20 protein-coding genes and 2 tRNA genes are annotated in these 24,737 nt (G+C 45.6%); 16 read left to right on the top strand and 6 right to left on the bottom strand.

Features of this window, described 5'->3' with window-relative positions; genetic code table 11:
* Positions 1-78 precede the first annotated feature (78 nt).
* Positions 79-1,056, bottom strand: coding sequence for a GGDEF domain-containing protein (locus SDE_RS09010; protein ID WP_011468203.1), 978 nt, complete (start codon positions 1,054-1,056; stop codon positions 79-81).
* A gap of 308 nt (positions 1,057-1,364) precedes the next feature.
* Here SDE_RS09010 and SDE_RS09020 point away from each other — a divergent pair, with 308 nt between their 5' ends.
* Together SDE_RS09020 and SDE_RS09025 are read left to right on the top strand one after the other, a co-directional pair.
* Positions 1,365-1,949, top strand: coding sequence for a flavodoxin (locus SDE_RS09020; RefSeq protein ID WP_011468204.1), 585 nt, complete (start codon positions 1,365-1,367; stop codon positions 1,947-1,949).
* Positions 1,950-1,951: 2 nt separating this feature from the next.
* The gene (locus tag SDE_RS09025; protein ID WP_011468205.1) at positions 1,952-2,311 is read left to right on the top strand and encodes a diacylglycerol kinase; all 360 of its coding nucleotides are present in this window, start codon (positions 1,952-1,954) and stop codon (positions 2,309-2,311) included.
* Positions 2,312-2,315: 4 nt separating this feature from the next.
* Here SDE_RS09025 and SDE_RS09030 read toward each other — a convergent pair whose 3' ends face one another.
* Positions 2,316-3,746, bottom strand: coding sequence for an HD domain-containing phosphohydrolase (locus SDE_RS09030; protein ID WP_011468206.1), 1,431 nt, complete (start codon positions 3,744-3,746; stop codon positions 2,316-2,318).
* A gap of 173 nt (positions 3,747-3,919) precedes the next feature.
* On the opposite strand from SDE_RS09030, the gene SDE_RS09035 reads away from it, so the two are divergent.
* Positions 3,920-4,426, top strand: a complete 507-nt coding sequence (locus tag SDE_RS09035) for a flavin reductase family protein (RefSeq protein WP_011468207.1) — start codon at positions 3,920-3,922, stop codon at positions 4,424-4,426.
* Positions 4,427-4,464: 38 nt separating this feature from the next.
* Here the strand turns inward: SDE_RS09035 and SDE_RS09040 are convergent, their stop codons facing one another.
* Complete coding sequence (locus SDE_RS09040) at positions 4,465-5,853, bottom strand: two-component system sensor histidine kinase NtrB (RefSeq protein ID WP_011468208.1); 1,389 nt, start codon at positions 5,851-5,853, stop codon at positions 4,465-4,467.
* Positions 5,854-6,104: 251 nt separating this feature from the next.
* Here SDE_RS09040 and SDE_RS09045 point away from each other — a divergent pair.
* The 5 genes from SDE_RS09045 to SDE_RS09065 all read left to right on the top strand — a co-directional run bounded on the left by SDE_RS09045 (position 6,105) and on the right by SDE_RS09065 (position 10,470).
* Positions 6,105-6,180, top strand: a tRNA-Val gene (locus SDE_RS09045).
* 47 nt (positions 6,181-6,227) lie between these two features.
* Positions 6,228-6,304: transfer RNA gene (locus SDE_RS09050), tRNA-Asp, on the top strand.
* Between the two features lie 722 nt (positions 6,305-7,026).
* Positions 7,027-8,373 carry a hypothetical protein gene (locus SDE_RS09055; protein WP_011468209.1) on the top strand — a complete coding sequence of 449 codons (1,347 nt, stop codon included), beginning with the start codon at positions 7,027-7,029 and terminating at the stop codon, positions 8,371-8,373.
* Between the two features lie 7 nt (positions 8,374-8,380).
* Positions 8,381-9,343, top strand: coding sequence for a 1-aminocyclopropane-1-carboxylate deaminase/D-cysteine desulfhydrase (locus tag SDE_RS09060; protein ID WP_158303869.1), 963 nt, complete (start codon positions 8,381-8,383; stop codon positions 9,341-9,343).
* Entirely contained in the window at positions 9,340-10,470 is a 1,131-nt protein-coding gene (locus tag SDE_RS09065; RefSeq protein ID WP_011468211.1) for a cyclic nucleotide-binding domain-containing protein, read from the top strand. The genes SDE_RS09060 and SDE_RS09065 overlap by 4 nt, the downstream gene beginning before the upstream one ends.
* A gap of 24 nt (positions 10,471-10,494) precedes the next feature.
* Here the strand turns inward: SDE_RS09065 and SDE_RS21275 are convergent, their stop codons facing one another.
* Positions 10,495-11,544 (bottom strand): DUF1853 family protein, encoded by a 1,050-nt coding sequence (locus SDE_RS21275; protein ID WP_011468212.1) that lies wholly within the window; start codon positions 11,542-11,544, stop codon positions 10,495-10,497.
* A gap of 74 nt (positions 11,545-11,618) precedes the next feature.
* On the opposite strand from SDE_RS21275, the gene SDE_RS09075 reads away from it, so the two are divergent.
* From SDE_RS09075 to SDE_RS09110, 8 genes are all read left to right on the top strand, one after another.
* Positions 11,619-12,503 (top strand): NAD(+) kinase, encoded by an 885-nt coding sequence (locus tag SDE_RS09075; RefSeq protein ID WP_011468213.1) that lies wholly within the window; start codon positions 11,619-11,621, stop codon positions 12,501-12,503.
* Between the two features lie 18 nt (positions 12,504-12,521).
* Entirely contained in the window at positions 12,522-13,538 is a 1,017-nt protein-coding gene (locus SDE_RS09080; RefSeq protein WP_011468214.1) for a metallophosphoesterase, read from the top strand.
* A gap of 33 nt (positions 13,539-13,571) precedes the next feature.
* The gene (locus SDE_RS21280; RefSeq protein WP_011468215.1) at positions 13,572-14,594 is read left to right on the top strand and encodes a rhomboid family intramembrane serine protease; all 1,023 of its coding nucleotides are present in this window, start codon (positions 13,572-13,574) and stop codon (positions 14,592-14,594) included.
* A gap of 82 nt (positions 14,595-14,676) precedes the next feature.
* Positions 14,677-14,946: a YeaC family protein gene (locus SDE_RS09090; RefSeq protein WP_011468216.1), complete on the top strand. Its 270-nt coding sequence runs from the start codon at positions 14,677-14,679 to the stop codon at positions 14,944-14,946.
* Entirely contained in the window at positions 14,943-17,615 is a 2,673-nt protein-coding gene (gene pepN / locus SDE_RS09095; protein WP_011468217.1) for an aminopeptidase N, read from the top strand. The genes SDE_RS09090 and pepN overlap by 4 nt, the downstream gene beginning before the upstream one ends.
* Before the next feature lie 258 nt (positions 17,616-17,873).
* Positions 17,874-18,434, top strand: a complete 561-nt coding sequence (locus SDE_RS09100) for a cytochrome b (protein ID WP_011468218.1) — start codon at positions 17,874-17,876, stop codon at positions 18,432-18,434.
* Positions 18,435-18,524: 90 nt separating this feature from the next.
* Positions 18,525-19,136, top strand: a complete 612-nt coding sequence (locus SDE_RS09105; protein WP_011468219.1) for a YceI family protein — start codon at positions 18,525-18,527, stop codon at positions 19,134-19,136.
* A 370-nt stretch (positions 19,137-19,506) separates the two neighbouring features.
* Positions 19,507-22,128, top strand: coding sequence for a hypothetical protein (locus tag SDE_RS09110; RefSeq protein ID WP_011468220.1), 2,622 nt, complete (start codon positions 19,507-19,509; stop codon positions 22,126-22,128).
* A gap of 31 nt (positions 22,129-22,159) precedes the next feature.
* Here SDE_RS09110 and SDE_RS09115 read toward each other — a convergent pair whose 3' ends face one another.
* Positions 22,160-22,930: a ceramidase domain-containing protein gene (locus SDE_RS09115; protein ID WP_011468221.1), complete on the bottom strand. Its 771-nt coding sequence runs from the start codon at positions 22,928-22,930 to the stop codon at positions 22,160-22,162.
* A 31-nt stretch (positions 22,931-22,961) separates the two neighbouring features.
* On the bottom strand, positions 22,962-24,734 hold the full coding sequence (locus SDE_RS09120) for a BatD family protein (protein WP_083762983.1): 1,773 nt from the start codon (positions 24,732-24,734) through the stop codon (positions 22,962-22,964).
* Between the last annotated feature and the right edge of the window lie 3 nt (positions 24,735-24,737).

Genomic DNA, 24,737 nt, shown 5'->3' on the forward strand with positions numbered 1-24,737 from the left:
TGATAAACCGGGTAAAGGGCCTGCAGGAGGAAGGGGCTCGAAGCCCCGTCGTTAGGCGTTTTAGCTTATTCAGTTGGTTCACGCAGTGCTAGATTGGCCTGCGTGAGCTTCGCTGTTGCGGTTGTGCTGCCGCATGTTGTTCGAAGATTCAACCACCACCTTATTTCGCCCTTCTTTTTTCGCTTGATATAACGCGCAGTCAGCGCGCTCAAAAAACGATTCCACGTTATCTGTATCAATTAAAGTGGTTACCCCTAGGCTAATCGTGGACGCTACATTTTCGCCGTCGATCTCCATTGGTGTAATGGCCGAATGAATGCGGATGCGCTCTGCGGTTAGGCGAGCGTTTTCGGCGTCGGTATTGTGCAGTAGCACCACAAACTCTTCTCCACCAAACCGGAATATTTGATCGGTTTCTCTCAGTGAGTTTTTGATGTTGGTGACAATATGCTTAAGCATTTTGTCACCGGCGCGGTGGCCATATGTATCGTTGAGTTTCTTGAAGAAATCCACATCGATAAGCATTAGGCTAAGCGGCGTTTGATGGCGCAGCGAAAGCTTAATTTCACGTGCAAAACAATTGTCCATTGCCTGCCGATTACCAATCCCTGTAAGGGGGTCGCGCATAGAGCTATCGAGCGCAGCGCGGTATAACAGCGCGTTACGCAATGGGTAAAAGAGCACACCTATAAGCATTTCCATTAAGGTTAGCTCTGTTTCTAAAAATGGTTTGGCGCGCCTAAATTCAATTTTGCCCAGTTGAATGGTGCTGGTTGCAACGTTGTAGCAGGCGGAATGTTTCTCTTGAGACCCAAGCTTTAATTCAATACCTTCTAAATTATCGAAACTTAATCCATTTACTTCGAATAGATCTTGAATATTGCTAAAGAACAACTCCAATGTATTTACTACATCTAAAGTGCTTTGTAGGTTGTAGGCCAGCTTAAACTGTAAATCTCTCAGCTCGTTTTCGCCGGGAAAGCCGTTAACTTTCAGCATGGTCGCTGTCGGCTTTTTGCCTCGTGTACGGGGTTGTGTCGCTGCACTTCTCGCCATCGGATTATCCTGCAATCAGATTAATAGGTGCTGCGGGATGTTGTCGCAGCAAAGTCGTTGGTTAGGATTTAGCCAAAAACGTGCCATAGTTCACACTGTGAGTAAATGTTAATGAAATCAATAGGTTGCAAAGGTGGTGGAGGCGAGGTGTTTTTTGGCGGCAAAAAAATGGCGCTTTTTTGTCGGTTAAACCTTGCCGAATTTCCTCTTGAGGTAAAAGCTTGCCGCCAAGGTACGTATTAAGGCCGTTGTTTTCAGGCTGGTAAGTTGCGAGAATGTCGCGCAATTTCTGGGAGCGCATGCTCTCAATGGCAATAACAGCGTTTGGTTCTATAGGCGAGGCAGCAGTGGCAGCAAAAATTGGGTTGATCTATGGCAGTGACGACGGCAACACAGAAACAATTGCGTTTCGAATTCAGGCGCGCTTAGGCGAAGAGAATGTAGATGTGTTGGACGTAAGCGACGTAACGCAAATGGATTTTGCCAGTTATGACAAGCTCATACTGGGCATACCAACTTGGGATTTCGGTCAAATCCAATCCGACTGGGAAGATTTCTGGGACGATGTGAAAGAGGTAGGGTTTGAAGGGAAAACCGTGGCGTTATTCGGCTTGGGGGATCAGTTTGGTTATGGGGATTTCTTCCTTGATGCCATGGGCATGCTGCATGACGTGATAGTTGAAAATGGCGCCAAAATTGTGGGGCACTGGCCCGTTGAAGGTTATGAGTTTGATGCATCTAAGGCATTAATAGAGGGTGAGGGCCTGTTTGTTGGCCTTGGTATAGATGAAGATCAACAGCCAGAGCTAAGTGCATCGCGTCTAAATAAGTGGGTGTCGCAAATTAGTCATGAATTTAACCTAGGATACGAGCCAATAGAATTGGATGATTAGTAATGACGCATAAAAATTCAGGCCCCACTCGTGTATTTAAAGCAGCCTATTATTCTTACAAAGGTATTGTTAGTGCCATTAAGCACGAAGCAGCGTTTCGGCAGGAGTTGATCCTCGCTGTGGTTTTACTCCCTTTGGCGTTTTGGCTTGATGTGACCAAGCTAGAAAGGTTAGCTTTGGTGGCCACTGTTGTGCTGGTGTTGGTTGTGGAGCTGCTTAATAGCGGTATAGAGGCGGTGGTTGACCGGGTAGGTGTAGAACACCATGAGCTTGCTGGGCGGGCTAAAGATATGGGGTCGGCCGCTGTGTTTTTATGTTTAATCCTCACGGCCTTTGTGTGGGGCACAATACTGTTTCTTTAGTTTGTTATAAATTGTCATGCCTTTGGCTGGTGACAGGGCCTATCCACGTTGCTTTCAAGGCGGCAGAAATACTCGGGGCCGCTATGCGGTCCAACTCTTGTAAGCCTTCTCTCACTGTTTGAACGTGTTCATTTTCCGCTGGGTTTTCTTCGGCAAAAACAGCTAAGCTCTGGCGAAGCTTCTCAATATGAAACACAACCTCATGCATACGTAAAAACGTATCTTCTATTTCCCCGTAGGCGTGGGTAAGTTGTTTTTTTTCTATGTGCTCCATGAGGCGTAAGTACGCATCGTTGATGACTTCCGATTGGGTGATAGCAATATCTATATGGATAATTCTGTTTTGCAGGGCGTACAGCTGGCTATTGTTATGCCTAAAGCCGATGGCGACAGATAGCGATTCGGCGCGTTCGATACATTGTTTTAAATAACCAAATGTTTCGCGTACAAGTGCGATAAATTCTGGCATAACCTCGCTAGGCAGCGTCGCTTCGTAGGTGGCTTTTTCGTCTTGTAGTACTTCTATTAATTTAATGCCACTGCGCCCAAAGCGAGTGTGGCCATTCATTTTAATAATGGATGCCAGTGCCGATATGGGTCGACAAGCGGGTTTAAGTCTGTACGTATAGGCCGCATGCAGGCTGCTCAATACATTCAATAACTGCGCGGTGGGGCTAATGTTATTGCCTAATTTACCGGTTGGGTAGCCGCTGCCGTCTAAGTTTTCACGGTGCTCTAAGATGGCTCTGGCAACATCGTCGCTAATTTTTTTGTGCCCAACCAGTAATTTGTAGCCAAGTGTAGGGTAGGCGTGCAAGGTGACTCGCTCTTCAGCGGTTAGATTTTTGGCTTCTAACGAAATGGAGCTGGGTAAAAATAGCAGCCCCAACCCTTGGAGTAGCGCACTTAAAAAGAGGGCTTGAGTTTGTGCGACGGGGTCTTTTTTTAACTCGGCGCATATTACGCCAAGCCAGGCTGTAAACAGTGCGTTTTTAAATGCGTGTGGGTAGCAGTATGAGAGGCACGTTAGCTTGGTGAGTAAGCTCGGGTGCGATGCTAATATTTCGCAGTAGGGAGCTATCCGCTCTAGCGAGTGGTGTGCTTCGCTAAAGCTTTTGATGTGTGAGTCAGCTTCAATCATTAGCTTGAAGTGACCGGGAATAGTATCGGCAGTTATTTGGCCTTCGATATGCAAGTTTTTGTCAAAGTCGTATTCGAGGCTAGCCAGCGGTAAGTTGTTTAGCTCGTCTGCCTGTAGTTGCCGACCTTGCGGTAAAACGAGGTGGTTGTCGGTGTTGTTTATATTCGAAACACTATGAATAGCAACGCGTTGACTGAGGTTTGCAAGTCGCTTGAGGTAGTATTGTTGTTCCGCCACAGAAAGAGCAGGCCGGTTGTTTACGGCGCGCAGGGGGGCGGCTACCAGTTTCGTCATAGAAGTGACCGTATACGGAAATTTGAATATACATTCAGTATAGGTCAGCTTTTTTGTTTGCGGGGCCGTTTTATGTGCCAGCTTGTTTTGGCGCGCAGCGATATGCCCTATAATGCTGAAAAAGACGTTTTGTTCTCGTCTTTATAACAATGTCGTAATCACAGCGAGATAATATGTCTGGAAGTTCTATCGAGTCAGCGGGTGTCACTCTGGCTCAGCAAATGCGCGACGGTATGCGTCGCTTGGCGTCTGGTGTGTGTGTTGTAACTGCTAACAACCTACTCAAGCAGCGCTTTGCCATGACAGCGTCATCGGTAACGTCTTTATCTGATAATCCGCCATCGCTATTGGTTTGTATAAACACCGACTCGCGAATCAATCAGCCATTGCTCGAAACTCAGTCGTTTTGTATCAATATACTCTCAGCTTCGCACCAATTGGTATCTAACACTTGTGCGTCCCCCAACACTGATGAGCAGCGCTTTGAGGTAGGAGATTGGGTTAAAAACCAAGAAACAGGCTTGTATTATTTAAACGATGCGGAGGCAGTATTTTTTTGCGAAAAAGTGAATGTGCTGCAACACGGTACGCACAATATCTTTATTGGCAATATTACTAAGGTAAGTACCAGTCAAGCCGAAGCGACGCCGCTTATCTACTTAAACGGTGGTTATGTATAAGCGTTGTCAGTTGATTTGCGCTAAGGGCTAACTAACAGCTAAGAGGCGAGGGGAAGACGTATGGTAAACCGCGTACCTTCGCCTGGTACCGACTCAACGTCAATTTCACCTTGGTGGTGCTCTTTAATTATAAAATAAGATACGCTCAAACCTAGCCCGGTGCCTTTGCCTACTTCCTTAGTGGTAAAAAACGGGTTAAAAATCTGCCTTTTTACATTGTCTGGCATCCCAGGCCCGTTGTCTTCCACGGTTATCACCACCCAGCCCCCACAGCGTTTGGTTTGAATGTGGATTTGAGGTTGCAGGGGGGCGCCGTATTCTTCCGATCGAAAAGCTTGCGCAGCATTGAGCAGTAAGTTGAGTATAACTTGCTGAATCTCGGTTGCCGCAGCGTAAATTAAAGGTAAGTTTTCTTCTAAGTCACAATGGATGTCGGGTAGCTCAATGCCTGCTGGCGTTTCAAGCTTAAAGGTATTTTGCGCGAGCTGCAGTGAATGGGTGAGTAATTTGTTTAGGTCTGTCGCCGCTTTTTGATTGGTGGTGCGAGAAAACTCAAGCATGCTTTTTACTATGTCTGCCGCCCGTGTTCCCGCATCGCGAATATCCCCTAACAGCTGAAAAATATCGCGGCTACGGCAGTATGTATCCAGCGCATTCAAGTCTATATTCGCCTGCAGGGCTTTTTCTTGGTTGGCTGGCAACGTAGGGCTTACTCTGCGTTCGATGTTTTGCACGTTATTCAATATAACGGCTAAAGGATTGTTTATCTCATGGGCCAAGCCGGCGGCTAACTCTCCGAGACTCATTAATTTTTCGTTTTGAACCATCATTTTTTCTACGCGCACACGCGAGGTTACATCTTCCAGCAACAATACCGCTCCCGCGAGCGCGCGGTTTTGCGGCGATGGGCTTGAGCTATCTAATTCTTTAAGAGGGTAGACTTTTATATCTAGGTAACGTTCTTCGGCGGCTTCCCCTACAGATACGTTCTCTTGCCTAAATGGCTCGCCGGTATCTATACAGGTGGCTACAGTGCCAATGGAAACAGGCAGGTTGGGAAAAACATCGGTCACTTTAGCGCCCATCACCATTTCTGCGCTTAAGCCGCTGGTTTCTGCTGCGGCGCGGTTCCAGTGGGTAACGTAGCCATCGCGGGTAACGCCAATCAGTACTGAATCTATGGAATTAACCACACTGTGAATGTAGCGCTGTGTTTTGCGCAAGAGGTCTTCGGTTGCTTGGTGTCGTTCTATCTCTCGCCAGAGCTGTTCTTTTGTTTTGGCGAGTTGTTCTGGGGCTATTTGCTCACCGGCAAGCGTGTTGTCTTTTTTCTTCTTTAGCCAAAACCAAACTATTCCAATTGTTTGTACCGCTATTGCCACACAGAGGGCAATAACTAAGCAGCGAAACAGTTCGGCGGTATCCATTCCTGTATCCTAGAGAGTGTTTTTTTGATTGTAATCGATTGTTGTGACTATCTTAGGTGGAGTAGGCGTCTGCGTCTAGGTGCAATGGTTAGGGAAGGTGAATGGGGTTGTGTGGTTGTAAATTGGGCATTGCGATAGGCTTTTAGTCAGGTTGTGCAAAGAATAGCTAGGTTTAAAATTTATTGAAAAAAGTGGCGTAAAAAATTTGACATAGGAAGCAAATCCGGTAGAATGCGCAGCTCTCGACGGACGGGTGGTTAGCTCAGTTGGTAGAGCGGCGCCCTTACAAGGCGTAGGTCACAGGTTCGACCCCTGTACCACCCACCACTCTTACTTGTGATGTGACAAGGGTAGTGAGTTAGTTCGAGAAATGCGGCCCGGTAGTTCAGTTGGTTAGAATGCCGGCCTGTCACGCCGGAGGTCGAGGGTTCAAGTCCCTTCCGGGTCGCCATATACTAAAAGCCTTACTCGCAAGAGTAGGGCTTTTTTTATGCCTACTTTTTATGTATTTGCCTATCTAACTTCTCACTATTTGCTCTTTTCTCGCGTTTACTTGCTGTTATTGTCAAATTAAGTTCACACTTTGAGCCTAATATGGCGCCGTTGATAGTAGTTTTGCTGCTTTAAGTAAGCAAGTGCTTTAAATTGAACTATTATTGATTTCAATGTTCTTATAACTTAATGCTGATTTTAGCTAAGAGCATTGCAGGCTCGTGTAGAGAGTAACTACGCGAATAAACTTCACTAAATAAGGAGATCACTATGCAAGACTATATAGAAGAGCTTCTAGATGCACCGTTATACCTATTGGATGACGAGCAAGATCTAGATGACTACCTTGATGAATGCGCTGACCTTTAATAAGTCAGCGCTTTAGATATTTGTAATTTCCCCTCTATTTATTTACCTCCTGAAGTACCTTTTTGACACTTCCTTCGGTTTTTACTCAATTCTTCCTCAAATTGTGCTTTTAATAGCCACTTCAAAGATAAATCGATATTGATATAATTCAATTTTCTAAGCATTGAAAGGCGCGTCACAGCCTGAGAACTTCGAGTGGTTAATAATGTGTTTATGGGCAATAGTGGTATTACTATTTGTCTGCATGTGATTGCCGATTGAATGCATTTATTATTTTAGGCGTGTGCGCCTAGGCCGACTTGGAATCTATACGTGATATTTGACCACGATGAACTTGCTAGTGCTATTTTCTTGTTTGATAGGCAAGGTGGTTTATTGCGTGAAATGTTGTATTCCGAGTTTGAGGCAATTTTGGATGGGTATGTACCCGTTCGAGAGTTAGCCAATCAAACTATTCCCGCCGTATTTGCTCAAATTAATTCTAAATTGCTCGTCGAGCGGGCGGTTTTTTTCTGGGTTAGTTTTACTCGTACCGGGGAGATTGACCCTTCTTGGAATTTACCTTTAGATCAACTGGCCATGAATGCCAGCGCTGGGCCCGATTTAGGCGCTGGCCCAATTAAGCTTGCCTGTGCTAGCCAATGCCCCATAAGCCATCATAGAGGCTCCCTGTGGGACCCAGATTTACGCAAAGGTAAAGGCCAGCTAACGGTACTCAAAAAGTCGGCGGCGCTTAACCGGTTAAGTATTCAGTTTCGCGAACCCTCTAAGGACGAGTTGGAGCAGGCGCAAAGTAGAGAGAAGCAAGAGCAACAGCGCAACTTTAACGAAGAGTACTTGCAGGAGCTGCGAAGCCACATGGCGCATTTGCTTAAAGAACAGCGGCTTAAAGCATCTACTATAGAGCGTGAACGCGAACGCGAAATTAAAGAGATAAAAACGGAATCCGCCAATAGATTAGAAGAGTATCGGCAGCTACTTGATAGTAAAGGGCGTGCTTTAGAAGAAGAGCGTGAGCGTAATAAATCGCTGAAAGAGACAATAGAAGGGCAGGCTAAAAAAATTGAGGGCTTGCGTGAGTACTTCGAACACAAATTGTCGCTGCGAGAGGGTGAAGAAAGCGATCACATTGAGGCGCTAAAGCAAAATTACGAAACCGAGCTCGAATTAAAAGTTAATGCTGCTACCACCGAGTTGCAAGAGTTGCTGCAAATGCGAGAGGTAGAGCTGCTATACCGTAACGAACAAGAAGCACAGTTGCACGATGAAATTGCGCGTTTGCGGCAGGAAAACGAACAGTTTGTCGCTAATAGTGGTGACAGGCTGCTGGATAAAATGGCCAGCAAAGGCATTAGCTTTGTAACCTATCAGCCGGGAGCAGGACATATTACGTTACCCAAAAGCGAAATTTCACGCTTTATGGATAACCCCATTGCCTACGCGGCAAGTGTATGTGGTGTGCAAGAAGGCCACTATTTGGCGTGGCTAGAGCATTATCAAGCTCCGGTTTGTAAGCATTGCGACGAAGCTGGTACTATTTGCAGCGCAAATATTCAGCGCATAAACTCGCCGAGCGAATTCCATATTGGGCATGATGATCACTGCGATCAGCATAAAAAAATAAAAAGTATCAATTCATTAAAGCTAGCTGGTGCCTAACCCTTCTTTGTTAAACCTATTAACAGGTGATCTACCTCAACTCGCAGCTACTGTGCAACACCAGCGGCTCAATTGGCGTGTGGCCGATGAAGCGGGTGTTGCGGTTTATTTGCGTCGAGACGACGCTATTCACGCTAAGCTTAGCGGTAACAAGCTTTACAAATTGCACGGGCATTTGCAGGCTTATTTTGAAAGCGCCCATTCTAAGCAACCCATTGCCTCATTTGGTGGGGCATACTCTAATCACCTCTACGCCTTAGCAGCCGCTGGGCAAATTTTAGGGATTCCCACAATTGCGGTAATTCGTGGTGAGCGACCCAAAGGCGCAGCGCCAACTTTAGATGATCTTGAGGCAATGGGTATGCGGTTACATTTTATTAGCCGTGAACGTTACAAGCTGCGTAATGATCAGGCCCTACTGATGGCTCTCAATCTCGAGTTAGGAGAACCTTGTTTTTGGGTGCCCGAAGGAGGGGCTGGGTTGCTGGGTAATACTGGCTGCCAAGTGTTGGGGGCATCCTGCAGTGAGTTTCTGCAGCGCGTTACGCCGAATGAGAGCGATGCTTATGTGGTGATGGCTTGTGGCACAGGTACAACCTTTAGCGGCGTTGTTAATGGCGTGGGGCCTTCTGTGCAGGTGTTGGGCGTGCCAGTGCTAAAGGTGGGTGGCGAATATAAAGCCGAAATTGCTGCTGCCATAGGTGCGAATACCCGCTGGAAGCTTTTAGAGGATGGGCATTGTGGTGGTTACGCCAAGTTTCCAGAATACCTGCTAAAGTTTATGGTAGAAACAGAATTAGAAGTTGGCGTGCAATTAGACCCAGTGTATACGGCGAAAATGCTGTACAGTCTGGCAACAGCGATTAAGCAGGGTAAGTTTGCAAGAGGTAGCCATATTGTGGCTATTCACTCTGGTGGCTTACAAGGTAGGCGCAGTGTGGAGAAGCAATTAATGGAGTTGTATGTATGAGTGTAAATTTGGTGCACGATAACAGTCAGCAATTTGATGACGCCTTGGCAATGGCAAAAACCTTGGTGCCGCTGAATGGATTGCGTGAATCATATTTAGCTGATCTATTTAATCACGTATCTGTGCAAACCATACTGCAGGGGCAGGTGTTGTTTCAATTTGGCCAGGTAGACAATCAGCATATTTATTTATTGCATGGCGAAGTCCATTTGCAAACGGCAAGTGGTGAGGTGGTTTCTGTTGCCACCGAAGATTCGATTTTGCCCTTGGCGCATGCTCAGCCGCGTCAGCAGCGTGGGGTGGCTATAACAGATTGTATGATTTTGCGGGTAGACAGCGACTACCTAGATCGTATGGTGTGTTGGAGCCAAATATCCGATTACTTGCTTGCCGAGCTATGTAATGAACGCGATATGGATGAAGACATGGAGTGGATTCAAACGGTTTTGAAATCTAACCTGTTTTACAAAGTGCCGCCCATTAATGTAGAAATGATATTCGACAGGCTTAAGCCTGTTATTGTGATGGCCGGTGATGCCATTATTCGCCAAGGCGAGTTGGGTGATGCCTGCTATTTTATTAAAGAGGGTGAGGCAGAAGTTACTCAGCGCAGCGAGAGCGGTAAGTTAGTTAAATTAGCAGATATTAACGTTGGCCGCTGCTTTGGCGAAGATGCGTTGGTAAATGAAACCGTGCGCAATGCCAACGTAACCATGAAAACCGACGGTGTTTTAATGGTACTTAACAAGCAAGACTTTTTACTGCTGCGCAAAGAGCCTGTGGTAGAAGAAGTGACTGAAAATGAAGCCGCCAGCATGCTGCAATCGCCAGTGTATGTGGATGTGCGTACCGACGAAGAATATAACTTAGGCCACTTAAGCTTCTCTGCAAATATCCCCCTTGGCTTATTAAGCCTTAAGAAAAGGTTGTTAGACCCAGCCAAACCCTATGTTTTTTATTGTGATACCGGTAGGCGCAGTCGCGCAGCGGCGTACTTATTGGGTAAGCAAGGCTATAACGCTATGGCGCTTGCAGGTGGGTTTATTGAAGCGGGTTTAAGTGAAAACCTCGTGCAAGAGGCGGGTTATATGTTGCGCCATGGTGAGTTGGTGGCGGGCGCAGAGTAGTGGTGTTGTGAGACGAGCAACGCTTTAAAGGTGGTTGGGCCAGCGGTCGTCTACCAGCATAACTTGTTCTTGTTTTGTAATGTTGTGTCCTTCAGGTGTTTGTTCGCAGTTAATTGCTTGTAGCAAAATGGGCAGTGTGAAATCTAAATCACCGCCAATATTCATTCTAGTTTGTATATCTTCATAGCTCATTGCGTACGCGAGTAGCTGGTCGTCTGCCGCTGGCCCCGCTAGCCAATCTAATTTTCTAAGTACTATCCACCTAATATCGCAACTTTTTGCTTGTGCATATTGCTCAAACTCCGAAAGTGGCAACCAAATGCCGGTGCTAATATTGTCGTTCAAAAATGATGCTAACGGTGTGTGTTGCAGTTGTGAATTGGTGTGCGTTTCACTTTTATGGCCGGGTAGAAATATTCTGCCATTAATTAGTAAGTGCGATGAAAGTGCATTTACTAATAGGTTTGCATTTAAAAAAGCTTGCTTGGCTTCAGGGGTGCGTACAATGGGTAGCTGATGTTCTTGCATGCGTTTTAGTTTTAGGTCGAGCCTATCTTTTCGGTTTGGCCCAATTAACCTGTTCGCTCCGCGATAGAATGGGTTGGTTTGTGAATCTGGTAGAGGTGTTTGCGGGTGATAAAGGTAAAATTTTACCGCCATTTCTAAGTGGTGAATTTGATTGCTGTTTGAGCGCAATAGAAAGTCCAGTTCACCGTAGGTTTTGCCTAACTTTTCTATTTGTAGGTTTTTGGCCAAAAGTGTAAAGCTATGAAAAGGCGTAGGTTTACTGCAAATAAACGCAAATAGCGCTTCTGCATATAAGCCTAAGCGTCGAAAATTCGACCGGTTTAGGTCGCCAAAAAGAGATGGGTTGTGCTCAAGCTCGGTTAGCCAGCTGAGGGCAGCGTTACAAAGTGGTTGATTAAACGGCGCTAGCGTTGGTGCAATTTGGTTGTGAGAGGCCCCGCTAAGTAACGCTGGGCTGGCTAAAAGCCAAACAATATCTCTAACTAAAGGGTGTTTGAAGTTTTCCCAAGGTGCAGTGCGGTAGGTAAAACTGTCGAAATTTGGCATTTTGATCCGGCGAGCAGTTATAATCAGTTAAACAATTACTTCAATAATAACAGCTTTAGCTACAGGCTATACCTATGAGTCAATTTTCATGTGTGGGTTTGATCGGTCGTTTAGATAGTGATAACGCCGCTTACTCGTTGCGACGCCTAATTAGTTTTTTGGCAAAGCAAAATATTGAAGTCATGCTCGATGAAGAAACGGCTGAGTTTTACACCGAAAATGAGCTTGAAATAGTATCGCGAGAAACACTAGCCAAGCGCTGCGACCTCATTATTGTGGTGGGTGGTGACGGCAGTTTACTCTCTGCGGCACGTGCGTTTGCGGGTAAGCCCGTTAAATTGTTGGGTATAAACCGCGGTCGTTTGGGGTTTCTCACCGATATTAGCCCCGATGAAATTGAGTATAAAGTAGGCGAAGTGCTAGCCGGCAAGTATGTGTCTGAAAGCCGGTTCTTGCTGCATTCTCAGCTTTATCGCGGTGAGGAGTTGATATCTGAGGCGGTGGCATTAAACGATGTGGTAATGCACCCAGGGCAGTTTATTCGCATGATTGAGTTTGAGTTGTACATAAACGATGAGTTCGTTTACAGGCAACGCTCAGATGGCTTGATTATCTCATCGCCAACGGGTGCTACCGCTTATGCGCTTAGTTGCGGCGGGCCAATAATGCACCCCAGCCTAGATGCTATTGTACTTGTGCCCATGAACCCGCACACGCTTAGCAGTCGACCTATAGTTGTACATGGGTCTAGCAGAATCCGTTTGCTCATTGCAAAAGATAATCACCTAAGCCCACATATCACCAACGATGGTCAAACGCATGTGGTGACAAAGCCGGGTGACGAAGTGGTAGTAACAAAATCGCCAGATTTACTTGAGTTAATTCATCCAACAGACCATAACTTTTATGAAACTTGCCGCTCTAAACTGGGTTGGGCAAGCCATACGGGTGGTTGTTAAGGATAGTGAGTAGAGCATATGCCAGCCAGTAAAGAGCATACTCGCGATATAAATGGCCCCGCTTCGCAGCTCGAGCTGGGGCAGGGCTACGATATTATTGGTGATATACACGGCTGCGCCTATACCTTAGAAAAGCTCTTAGTGAAAATGGGCTATGAGAAACAAGATGGGGTATATAAGCACCAGCACCGTAAAGCGATTTTTCTGGGCGATATTGTAGATAGGGGGCCGCACATTCGCGAGGCCCTGCATTTGGTTAAAAACATGGTAGACGCCGGTTACGCATACTGCATTATGGGTAACCATGAATACAACGCCATTGCATACACCACTGCCATAGATATGGCCGACGATGATACCGGCGAGAAACAATTTGTGCGCGAACACAACGCCCGCAACAACCGCCAAATATCCGAAACGCTTACCCAGTTTGCGGCATACCCAGAAGAGTGGCGCACCTTTTTAGATTGGTTCTTAACTCTGCCGCTATATTTAGAGTTCGACGATTTTCGCGTGGTGCACGCCTGTTGGGATCAGCAGCTAATCGACGCCTTAGTTGATCTTACTGGCGGTGCAAAAGCGACTCCTGAGCTGGTTCGTGAGTCGTTCAACCCCAACAGTTTGGCAGGTAGGATATTTGATAGGCTTACTCGTGGCACGGGCTTACCATTGCCTGAAGGCCGAACTATTAAAGGGAGTGACGGCTATATCCGCCGTATTTTTCGCACTAAGTTTTGGGCGCATAACCCAACCACCTACAAAGATGTTGTATTTCAACCAGATCCGTTGCCAGAAGACTTAATCGACTTCCCCTTGAATCCAGACCAGCAGGCCTCACTATTAAGCTATGCAGATGATCTTCCGCCCATCTTTGTGGGGCATTACTGGTTGCAGGGCAGGCCTAGGCCCATAAAGCCCAACATTGCCTGCTTAGATTACAGTGCTGTTAAATATGGGCGTTTAGTGGCTTATCGATTTTGTGGTGAGCAACGTTTATCGGAAGATAAGTTCGAATGGGTGTATGTTGACCCCTAACACATCACGCCTCTCTAATTTCGGAGCCAATACATGGCGAGCGACTGGTTTAAAATAGCCGAATTCCCCAAGAGTAAAGATCTTTCCCACCTAGAAGCGTATTTAGCGCACCAGCAGGTGGAGTACAAAATTGAATCGCTAGGCTCGCAAAATGTACTGTTGTACAAAAAGGCGAGTGATATCAACAGCTTTAAGATGTTCTTGAACGCGGTTAATCAAGGTGTTATCGATATAAACGCGCCAGCTTCCGAGGTGAGCCGCGCGCTGGCGAGCGCGGCCAAGCCCAGCGTAAAGGCAAGTGGTGGCGATGCTCGGCGTGAGACGATATCAATCGATATGGCATTAGCTAAATCAAATGCAGAAAAGCAAGCAGGTCAAGTTGAAGAAACAGAGTTCGCCCAGCTAGATACTCATCAACGCGACGCGGCGTTTTCTGCCGTAAACATGCTATTAATTAAAGCGCCGGCTCGACTCTGGCTATCTATTTTATTTATTGCATTAGGTGTGGCTGGGTTTTATGTGCAAGAGCTTTTTTTAAATACCTCGCTGTTTCACAGCCTGACTTTTCTGCCGTTAGAAAAGGCCGTTGCGAGTGGCCAGCCTTGGCGCATACTTACCCCAGCTTTTCTACATTTTGGTTTATTACACATAGTTTTTAATGCGCTGTGGCTATGGATTTTGGGCGGCCGATTAGAACTTTTTTTAGGACGTGGGCTGTATTTAGGTTTATTTGTGTTCACGGCGTTAGTGTCGAATTACACACAGTTTTTTATGGAGCCAAGAGGTATTTTTGGCGGTTTGTCGGGTGTTGTATACGGCTATTTAGGGGCGCTGCTTGTACTTAACCGCACCTATAAAAGCCCGCTAATTTACATAATGCCAAGCTTAGCGGGCATGATGCTGTTGTTTTTAGGCCTAGGAGTACTCGGCATTATCGACAATTTTATGGAAGGCAAAGTGGCAAACGGCGCACACATTGGCGGGTTGGTTGCCGGTGTGATATTTGGGTTGGTGCTAACGCAATTGCGCAAAACAGGCGTGAAAAGTAGTAATTAAACAGCAGAAATTTAAAAAATTCTAAAAGTAATAGTTATCAAAGAAATTGCTAGGTAGTGCTAGCAAATAATACGGTGAAAGAATGCGAACAGAAGATATGTTGGCGGCGGTAACGCCACCGGTTTATGAACAATTTAAACGCGCTATAGAGTTGGGTAAATGGCCTGATGGCAGGGTATTAACCCAAGAGCAAAAACAAACCTGTATGCAAGCTGTTATTGCCTACGAACACGCACATGTGCCAGAGAACGAGCGAGTAGGCTATGTACCGCCTAAAGCCGAGCCATGCGCAACAGATCACGATCATGATGAGCCAGCCCCTCTAAAATGGAAAACGGATGAAGAGCAATGAGCAAAAGTCAGCCTAAAACAATTTACCTAAAAGATTATAGTGCTCCAGATTACTTTATCGAAAAAACTGAACTCGAATTCGACTTATTCGAAGCAGATACGCTGGTTCGCTCTAAATTAACCATTGCCAGAAATACTGCAAAGCCCGCTGCGCCGTTGGTGCTGAATGGCCAAAATGTGGAATTGGTGAGCGTTGCGATAAACGGCGAAGTATTAAGCGCGAGTGATTATACGGTTGACGATGTTTCGCTAACCATTAGCAACCTGCCAGATACGTTTATATTCGAATGTGTTACTAAAATACAGCCGCAAGATAACACGTCGTTAGAAGGGCTATATAAATCTAGAACTATGTTTTGCACCCAGTGCGAAGCCGAAGGCTTTAGAAAAATAACCTATTACTTAGACCGCCCCGATGTAATGAGCGTATTCACTACCAAAGTAATAGCAGATAAACAAAAGTTCCCAGTGTTACTTTCAAACGGTAACGAAGTAGGGGCTGGTGAATTGGACGGTGGTAGGCATTGGGTAGAGTGGAATGACCCATTTAAAAAGCCTGCTTATTTGTTCGCCCTCGTTGCAGGCGATTTAATCAATGTAGATTCGCATTTTACTACTCAGTCTGGGCGAGAAATTTTGTTGCGAATTTTTATCGAACCCAAAGATAAAAATAAATGTGACTACGCCATGCAGGCCCTTAAAAATGCAATGCGCTGGGATGAAGATGTATATGGCCGCGAATACGATCTAGATATTTTTATGATAGTGGCCGTAGACGACTTCAATATGGGCGCAATGGAAAATAAAGGCCTGAATATTTTCAATACGTCGTGCGTATTAGCTAGCCCAGAAACCACCACGGATGCAGGCTATCAGCGTGTTGAAGGCGTGGTGGCTCACGAATATTTTCACAACTGGTCCGGCAACCGCGTAACCTGTCGCGATTGGTTTCAGCTAAGCTTAAAAGAAGGTTTTACTGTATTTAGAGACGAAGAGTTTAGCGCAGATATGGGCTCGCCTACGGTAAAACGTGTAGAAGATGTTTCCATGTTGCGCAGCATGCAGTTTGCTGAAGATGCAGGGCCAATGGCTCACCCCGTTCAGCCATCGTCATTTATAGAGATTTCTAACTTTTATACGCTTACCGTATACGAAAAAGGTGCTGAAGTTGTACGTATGATTCGCACCTTAATTGGTGCGGAGCAATTTCGCAAAGGCTCAGATCTATACTTTGAAAGGCACGACGGCCAAGCGGTAACCATTGAAGACTTTGTAGCGGCAATGGCAGATGCATCTGGCCGTGACTTTAGCTTGTTTATGAATTGGTACAAGCAGGCCGGTACACCAAAACTAAGTGCTAAAGGTGATTACAACGCTGCCAATAAAACGTTTTCGTTAACGTTAAGTCAATCTTGCCCACCAACCCCAGAAAGCCAAACCAAACAGCCATTTCATATTCCTGTTGCTGTGGCATTGTTGGGCAAAGAGGGTGCGCTTAAGCTGTCGTTACAAGGTGATGTGCAAGCTTCCATAAGTGCAGACCAACAAGAAGCCGTGCTAGAACTTACAAGTAGTTCGCAAACATTTGTTTTCGAAAATGTTGATGAGCCGCCCGTACCTTCACTGTTGCGCGGCTTTTCGGCGCCGGTGAAACTTGCCTACAATTATAGCCGTGAAGAATTAGGCAGAATCATTACCTTAGAAACAGACGGCTTCTGCCGCTGGGATGCAAGCCAACAATATGCGTTACTAGTGATTGCCGATGTGATGGCAGCACTGGTTAATGAGCCTGCGCCAGCAGTGGATGAAAGTTTAATAGAAGCGTATCGCACAGTGCTTACCAACGATGCGCTCGACCCCGCAATGATTGCATTAATGCTTAGTTTGCCGTCGGAAGATTATATTGGTGATCAGCAAGCAATTGTCGATGTGGATACCATTCACCATGCGCGCAATCGCGTAGTGCGAAAAATTGCACTTAGTTTGCACGCAGAGTTTTTAGCTTGTTACAACAAGATTCACCAGGAGCTTAGTGCTGCTCCATACAGCCCCGACGCAACAAGTATTGCTAAGCGCAGTCTTAAAAATAAAGCGTTGGCCTACTTGGTTGAGACTGGTAAGCCCGAAGCTATCGAGTTGTGTAAAGCGCAGTTTGAACAATCGGATAACATGACCGATACCATGGCAGCATTAACGGCCCTTGTGCATTCGCCCAAGGCAGCAATTGCAGACCTGAAAGCGGCCTGTTTAGCACAAGCCTATGGCAAGTGGAAAGAAGAGAGCTTGGCAGTAAACCAATGGTTTGCCGTGCAAGCAACAAGCCCTGTGCCTGGCGCGTTGGCGGTAGTTGAAAGCCTTATGCAGCACGAGGCATTTGATATTCGCAATCCCAATAAATTGCGCGCGGTTATCGGTGGTTTTGCTATGCGTAATTCTATTAACTTTCACGATCGCAGTGGCAGTGGTTACGCTTTCTTGGCGGATCAAATCATTAAATTAGATTCGCAAAACCCGCAGGTGGCTTCGCGCTTGTTAACACCGCTTACCCGCTGGAAAAAATACGACGAAAAACGGCAACAACTTATGCGTGATGCTTTACAGCGCATATTAGATAAGCCTGGTTTGTCTCCCGATGTATACGAGGTGGTAACCAAAAGTATGGTCAAATAATAACAATACGCAGCTATCCAAGTTTCTAGGTAGGGTTTCTAGGTCGGCTTGGGTAGCGCTGCAATATTCACTAAAAAATACGCTTCCATGATTGTTGCACATTTGGGGTGGGGACGAGGCCGTTGGCTATAGTTAGAATTACAGGCTTCATTCATTGGTTTTGTCTAGGGAACCTCTGAATAACCTCAACCGCTTTTTGGCTTTCAGGGTATTTTTGTCCTCTAGGTATTTTATTGATCTCGATATTCCGAGGGAATAATGGCATTAAAAAATAGTGCATCGTCTTACGGATACATTGCTGTTGGCCTACATTGGTTGGTAGCTGCCGGTGTGTTGGGTTTATTTGGCTTGGGTATTTGGATGGTAGACCTCACTTATTACGACAGCTGGTACAAAACCGCACCAGATCTACATCGCAGTATTGGGGTAATTGTTGTTACGTTAATGGTATTGCGCTTAGTGTGGCGACTCGCTAACCCGCCTCCTAGACCCTTGGCTAGCCATAGCTTTTGGGAGCGCCGAATAGCACACTTGGCCCATGCACTTTTGTACGCACTTGTTATATCTATGTTTTTTAGTGGTTATTTTATTACAACGGCAAAGGGGCAGGCGCTTTATGTTTTTGAGGTGTTTTCTTTGCCGGCAATAATTACAGATGTAGAAGGCTTGGAAGATGTAGCAGGCGTAATACACGAATGGGTGGCTTATACCATTATTGCTATTGTGTGCTTACATGTGGCGGGTGCGTTAAAACATCATTTTGTTGATCGCGATAGCACGCTGCGACGAATGTTAGGCATGACCCCCAAAAAAGTTTGATTTGCTGTAGTTGATTATTGAAAAGTATTAGCAAATTTTTAGTAAATTCATCTAAGTTAAAAATCGGTATACCCAAACGAGGAGAGTAATATGACATTACGTAAGCAAGTTAAGAAGTGGGTTGCAGGGCTAGCGGTGGTTTCAATGGCAACTGCGTCATCTTCATTGGTTCAGGCTGCGCCAGAAACCTACACTATCGATACTAAAGGTGCGCACGCATTTGTTCAGTTTAGAGTTAAGCACTTAGGTTATAGCTGGTTGTATGGTCGCTTTAATGACTTTTCTGGTGATTTTGTTTACGACGCAGAAAACCCTGCGGCGAATAAAGTGAATGTTGTGTTGAACATGGCCAGTGTCGATTCAGCACATGCCGAGCGCGACAAGCATATTCGCTCTGGTGATTTTTTCGAGGTAGACAAGTACAAGCAGGCGACATTTGCGAGTACCTCATACAAGAAAATCGATGACAGCAAAGGCATGCTTACCGGCGATTTAACCTTATTTGGCAAAACTAAATCTATTAGCTTTGAAGTAGAGCATGTAGGTGGTGGTGCAGACCCATGGGGTGGTTATCGTCAAGGTTTTGAAGGTAAGGTAGTTATCAACCCAGCCGACTGGGGTAAAGATTTCAGCAAAAAACTTGGCCCCGCGCTGACTGAAGTTGAGTTAACCCTTTCTGTTGAAGGTATTCGTCAGAAATAATCGAATACCTACCTTAGATTGGTCAATTTAAAAGCTTCTGTAGCTTAAATGGTGCAGGGGCTTTTTTGTGGCTGATAACGCCTAGACTGCGGTGTATATGCCGTATCTTAAAAATTTTGTTAACATTTCAATCTGTAGCAGCTATTTATCACTATTCCTCCATTTGGCGCGCATTTCTTTCGTTTTCGTCACAGCCTCGAATTTAAATAACGCGTACACTACGCAAAAATCGCCTCATGTATGGCTTGCTGGCGCAAGGAGCTTACGGTGATGTTAGGTGATATTAAGTATAAAACGACATTATTCTTACGCTACAGGGTTTTGCGTAATTGGTTAACCAATTTTTGAGGTTTGGGACAAATATATAGCCATGTCAGACATTAAATATGACATCTTTTTAGCAGGTTCTGTTTTACCTTCCGTGTCGAAAGAGGAGTGTATAGAAGAGCTTGCTCGTTTGCTAAAGCGTCCGCAGACGCAGGCGGCTTTGTTGTTGCAGGGTAAACCTACGGCATTAAAACGTGGGGTACCTCCAAAACAAGCTGTGGCTTACAAGCAGCTTTTAGAAAGCAAGGGCGTTGAGGTTACGCTTAAACCCCATTCAACTGCCGCCGAGAAAAGTGATGCTGGTAGTCAAAGTAGTGCCACAGCTAGCCCTAGCGCTGTGAAAGAAAGTAGTGTTTCGGTGCCTGCAAGTACGTCAGAGCAAACCCTAAACCAAGGCATAGCCGAATTAATTGAAAATATTCGTGGTGTTACACTGCAGCCCAAATTAAGTTTTGCCAGCCGTAGTAAAATGGTTTTCGCAGGCTTTATTGCGGGGTGTGTCTTATTCTTATTGGCTTGTTTTACGGTTTCGGCCGTTCTTGGTGCTGGCTGGGGGCTGTGGTTACTGATAAGCGGCCTAATTTCTAGCGGCTTGGGAACAACACTTACGGGGTTACTCGTACTTCTAATCGCATCTATTTATTTGTTTTCTGTAACGCGTTTTGTTTTTGCTGCGCGCCATATTGCCCGAGCACAACGCAGCGAAGATTTATTAAGCGAAAGTGCAAACAACCCAATCGTTTCTTACAATTTAATTCTGCTAACCAAGCATCTTATAAATGAGCTTAATCTAGATGTGACCCCCGCCATTCGCTTTTCTGCCCAGGTCGAAAACATAGCAGGCAATACTTGCCTTATGCCAGATAAGCGTGGCCCAAATATTGTGGTGGGGTTAACCTCAGTACTTGCCGTCACACAAGCGGAGCTTGTGGCATCGCTTGCTGCTGTTGTGGCGCAGTTGCGCCATAGGGTGTTACTGCAAGTTGGCAGCTCCATTGCTGGTCTCTTACAAGTTTGTCATGTTTTATTAACCCAAAACGATGTGTGGAGCCATTTTTATCAGCTACACGCGCGGGTTAACCTTACTGCGGATCATGAGCCGCCAGAAATTAAAGCTGGTAAAATTCAAAAAATATGCCTGTTATTGCTAGAGTTTCAAGCAAAGGTGTATTTACCCTTAGCTTGGGTATTGCGCAATTTGGCGGCGAGTTTTGAGAATGCATGGGTGCACTTTAAAGACTCGGTAGTGGTTGAGTTGCTGGGTACCGAAGGTTTTGAGACTTACTTACAAAAGCTTTATCACTGCGATAGGTTGCTTTGCGAACAGCGAGTTACGACCTTAGAAAATATCAAAAAGCCAACCCCTGAACTAGTTGACAATGTGCCGTTGGTTGTTGCTGCACAAGTGCAGGTACACATTGGCAGCGAAGCGAAAAAAAGCGCTAACGACAAGCAAGAGCAGGATGCTTTTTTTGCCAGTGTAGTGGGTATGCACCCCATGCTAATTAAAAATGGCCCAACTTGTTTCGAGCGAATTTCAAAAGTGCAGCAAGACATTTCGCCCACTTTAACGCCGCTAGACGCGCCGGCCCACGCGGTGGTAGAGCAGGTACACACTTTGGGACAGAAGGTTACTGGGCGTATGTACGCAGAGTACGGCATAAGCCCTGGTAGCTATACTCCGCTTTCATCGCAGAACTATTTGAAAATGCAGGGTGTTGCCGGTGCGCGCGCTAAAGTGCTCGATCAGTATTTTAACGGTTGGTTCAATGTAGACACCTTTTGGCGATTTGGACCGCTACACAGTAAAGATGAGGGTGGGGTTAATACTCAGCTTGCAGATATTAACCGTTTGGTGAGGGTGTTGCGGCATTCATCGCCAGATTACCAAGCAACGCGTCGGTCTTTACCAGATTTACGCCAACGGTATTTTAAGCATCGATTAGCCCTAGAAGTGCACAAAGGCGGGTATAGAAATGATGCTTCACTATTAGATGAATTGGGTATAGTGCCCTCGCAAGTAGCTGAGCTTGGTGAGCGTTTAAAGCATCATAAAAAAAATGTTGATGAAGCCGAAGCAGCGTTACAAAAGCTTATTGGTTTTATGGGCGGCAAAATATCTTTAGTGGCTGGGTTGGTTAAAGAGAATCAATTGGCAAAACAAATACGTTCTACTGTTTCTACCTTAGCGAAGTTACAGGTTGTTGCCCAAGCCCATAAAGAAATGTGGCCCCAGTGTGTATTGCTTAGCCAGCTGAGTGAGCGCATGGTAAATGCGAAAGAGCCTGCCCATGAGGCAAGAATAAAACGCTTACGAAAGCTGCTAGAAGACAATCTACACGAATTAAATAATTCTCTAACGCGTTTCAATTGGTTGTTTGGTGACGATTACGAAAATTTAAAACAGCGTTTAATGGCAGAGAACGGCCGACGGCCGCCAAGCTTGCGCGGCGAAGCCTACGAAAGCCCAGAAAAGTGGATGACGCCGATTAACAACATTGCAGCTAAAGCCCCTAAAGATGCGCAATTATTACAAGAGTTTTGCGACTTTTGGCACAGCCTTTGTGCAGTTAACTACGAACTTAATATGCGTTTAGCGGTAAACCTTAAAAAAGTAGAGGTTGCCCATAAGGTGCCGCAAATAAAAATAGCGTCTACAGATTAAGCTTTATAACTATTTATGCTCTTGGCTGTTTTTATTCGGTTTGATCTATTGTTAAGCGCGTTATTAAGTGCTGTGTAAATAGGCCTATACCCAATGCGGCAATAACATGTTTTAGTGCATGGCCACTCATAAAACCAAGTAACCCGTGAATTTGTGGGTCGAAGTGTTCGAGTAGCTTGGCGACACCATAGCATGTAATTAACCACCAATAGCCTTTGGCGTGGTTAAACGGGTGTTTGTAAGTGAGCAGTATTAACGGAATAACTAACATAGGTAAAAACTGCACCAATGCGTAGGGGCGTAAATCGCCCTGTTGGTGCGTTTCGGTAGTGTACCAGTAGGCCACACTTGCGATACCACCCAAAATAAGCGGTGCGAGTAACGCTTTGGCGGGCTTAACGGCAATGTATTCTGCTATTACTACGCAAAATAGCGCCATAAAGCCTATTGTCATGGGCAGTCTGTCCCACACTAGGGTTACGTTGTTGGGGTTAAGGTGATAATAGCCAGACCCTAAGCCAACAAAAAGAACGCCGGTATAAAATATATAAAGTGCTGCGCGCAACTCTGCGGCAACGTTTAGCTTGTTGTGGGTGAGTTTGTGTAAGCCGTAGGCGCCTACCAGCAAAAAGGGGGCGTTACTTACGGTATTCCAAAAGTGAGGAATACCGAAGTAAGTATGAGTATCTGAAAATAGGTGGTAATTTAAATCTTGAGCAATAGGTGGCGCAAACAGCGCGGCAACAATTGCCAAAATACAAATGCCACCTATTAGTAATATACGGTAATCAAGCGTGCTCATCGTAAGTCCCTTTTATTTACAGCGGTTACCGCTAATTAGGGTAGAGGGGGGCGAGCCCATTACCGTTTGTTGATAATTGCGCTGCTTGGCTTTTTAGCCATTCATTTAGCGCATTAAGTAACACTTGGCCATTCCAATCGGTATTGGCTTCTTTTTTATAGAGTATTTCATCTAGTAGTTTAAGTTGCCCTGTTAGATTTGGGTTATTGCAGCGTGCGGCTAGTTCGTCCAAAGTTTTTGGCGGGTTTTGTTTCCAGTGCTGTGCGGCCCAGAGTATTAGCTGTTGGCGTGTAAGCTGCGGGTTATTTTCTCTGCAATATTTTTTTAGCATAGAAAATGCCTGTGCGCCTCTCGTTAATTGGTGATTGGCTGTTGGAGTGTGTGCTGCTGGTGCTGGTGCTGTTGCCTTACGCCACAATACAAAAAATATAATGCTTACAATTGTTGCCAGTATTGCCCAGGCTTGCCAAAGGCGCAGCCACACCAAAGTTGCCCCCGTTGGCGCGCTTTGATTGGGTGTTAATAGTTCTTGCGATGCGATGGCTTTGTTGCGCTCTTCTTTTTCGAGAGCTGCTGAGCTTGCAATGGTGACTTTTTGCTCAGGTATTTCCGCATATTTTAGTTTATCTTCGTTGGTGTCCCACCAAGGGATACGCACCGCGGGTATTACTTGCTCGCCAGCTTGGTTCATAACCAAAGCCATGCTTTCAATTCTTTGGGATGTTATTCCTAATGCGCCTTTGTTTTCTGACGTGTTGGGCGCTTCGGGGTAAATGCTTATGGCGCTAGAGTTAGCGTTTTGCACAATTTGCGGTAATTGTGCGGCCATTAACCCTTTGCTTTTAAGCGCTAAGGTACGCGTGATGGGGTTGCCCGCAGTAAGATTCGAGGTGTTAGCGCTCCAGGTTTCGTCAAGTGTTAGTTCACTTGCTGGTAGCCAAGTTGCGCCAGCGGGAAAGCTTGCTGGCTGAGGTTTTACTACAATGGGCTTCTCTTCGGTGCGCAATCGCTTAAGTTCGTAGCGGCCCATGCCTTGGCTATAGCCACTTCGGGTACGTGCAGCGCGAATATTCCAATTTAATGCCGGTACACTAATCGAGCCGCTTGCTTGTGGGAATACAGCGTAATTGAATTCAACAACATTGTATGGGCGATTGTCGAGTTTAGTTTGGTATTGGGTGTTTTCAAGTTGCTCTAAAATAGCGTTTTCAATTTTCAAGTCGTCGACGTGTTGAAAGTCTATGTTGACTGAATAATATAAACGGTATTTAACAATAATTTGTTCTTGTACAAAAGCGGTTGATTTATCGACGATGGTTTCTATAAAAACGTCTTGTCCTGTTTGGCTGGGCTGATATACAGGTTTATTAACTTTTATTTCAATAGCATCGGAAATATTTCGGCCAATGCGGAAAGAGGGGATTAGTAGGGTGCCTTCACGTTTTGGCCGCATTACAAACGTCCACTCTTTGAACCCCGATAGCCGACCATTGACTATGGAATAAGAGTTATTCTCGTAATTAGAGACAATGTCGAATTCATTTCGCAATTCTGAAATATCGACATGGTCGTTGCGGTTACCCGTATAGCGGATAGTTAAGGTTAGCGTCTCGTCGGTTGATACATTGTTGCGATCAACTTCGGCGGTTAGCTCGCTAGCAAATGTGTTTATGCTGCTAAGCACTAGGGTTAACAGAGCGAATGCCTTTGTAGTTGCAGCAATAAATTTAAAAAACGTTGGCATAGTTTTACTCCAGTATGGTGCCGAAAGTACCGAGCTTAGTAAGTATATAAATGTATGCATTGC

The organism is Saccharophagus degradans 2-40 (assembly GCF_000013665.1).
In the GTDB taxonomy this organism is placed as follows: domain Bacteria; phylum Pseudomonadota; class Gammaproteobacteria; order Pseudomonadales; family Cellvibrionaceae; genus Saccharophagus; species Saccharophagus degradans.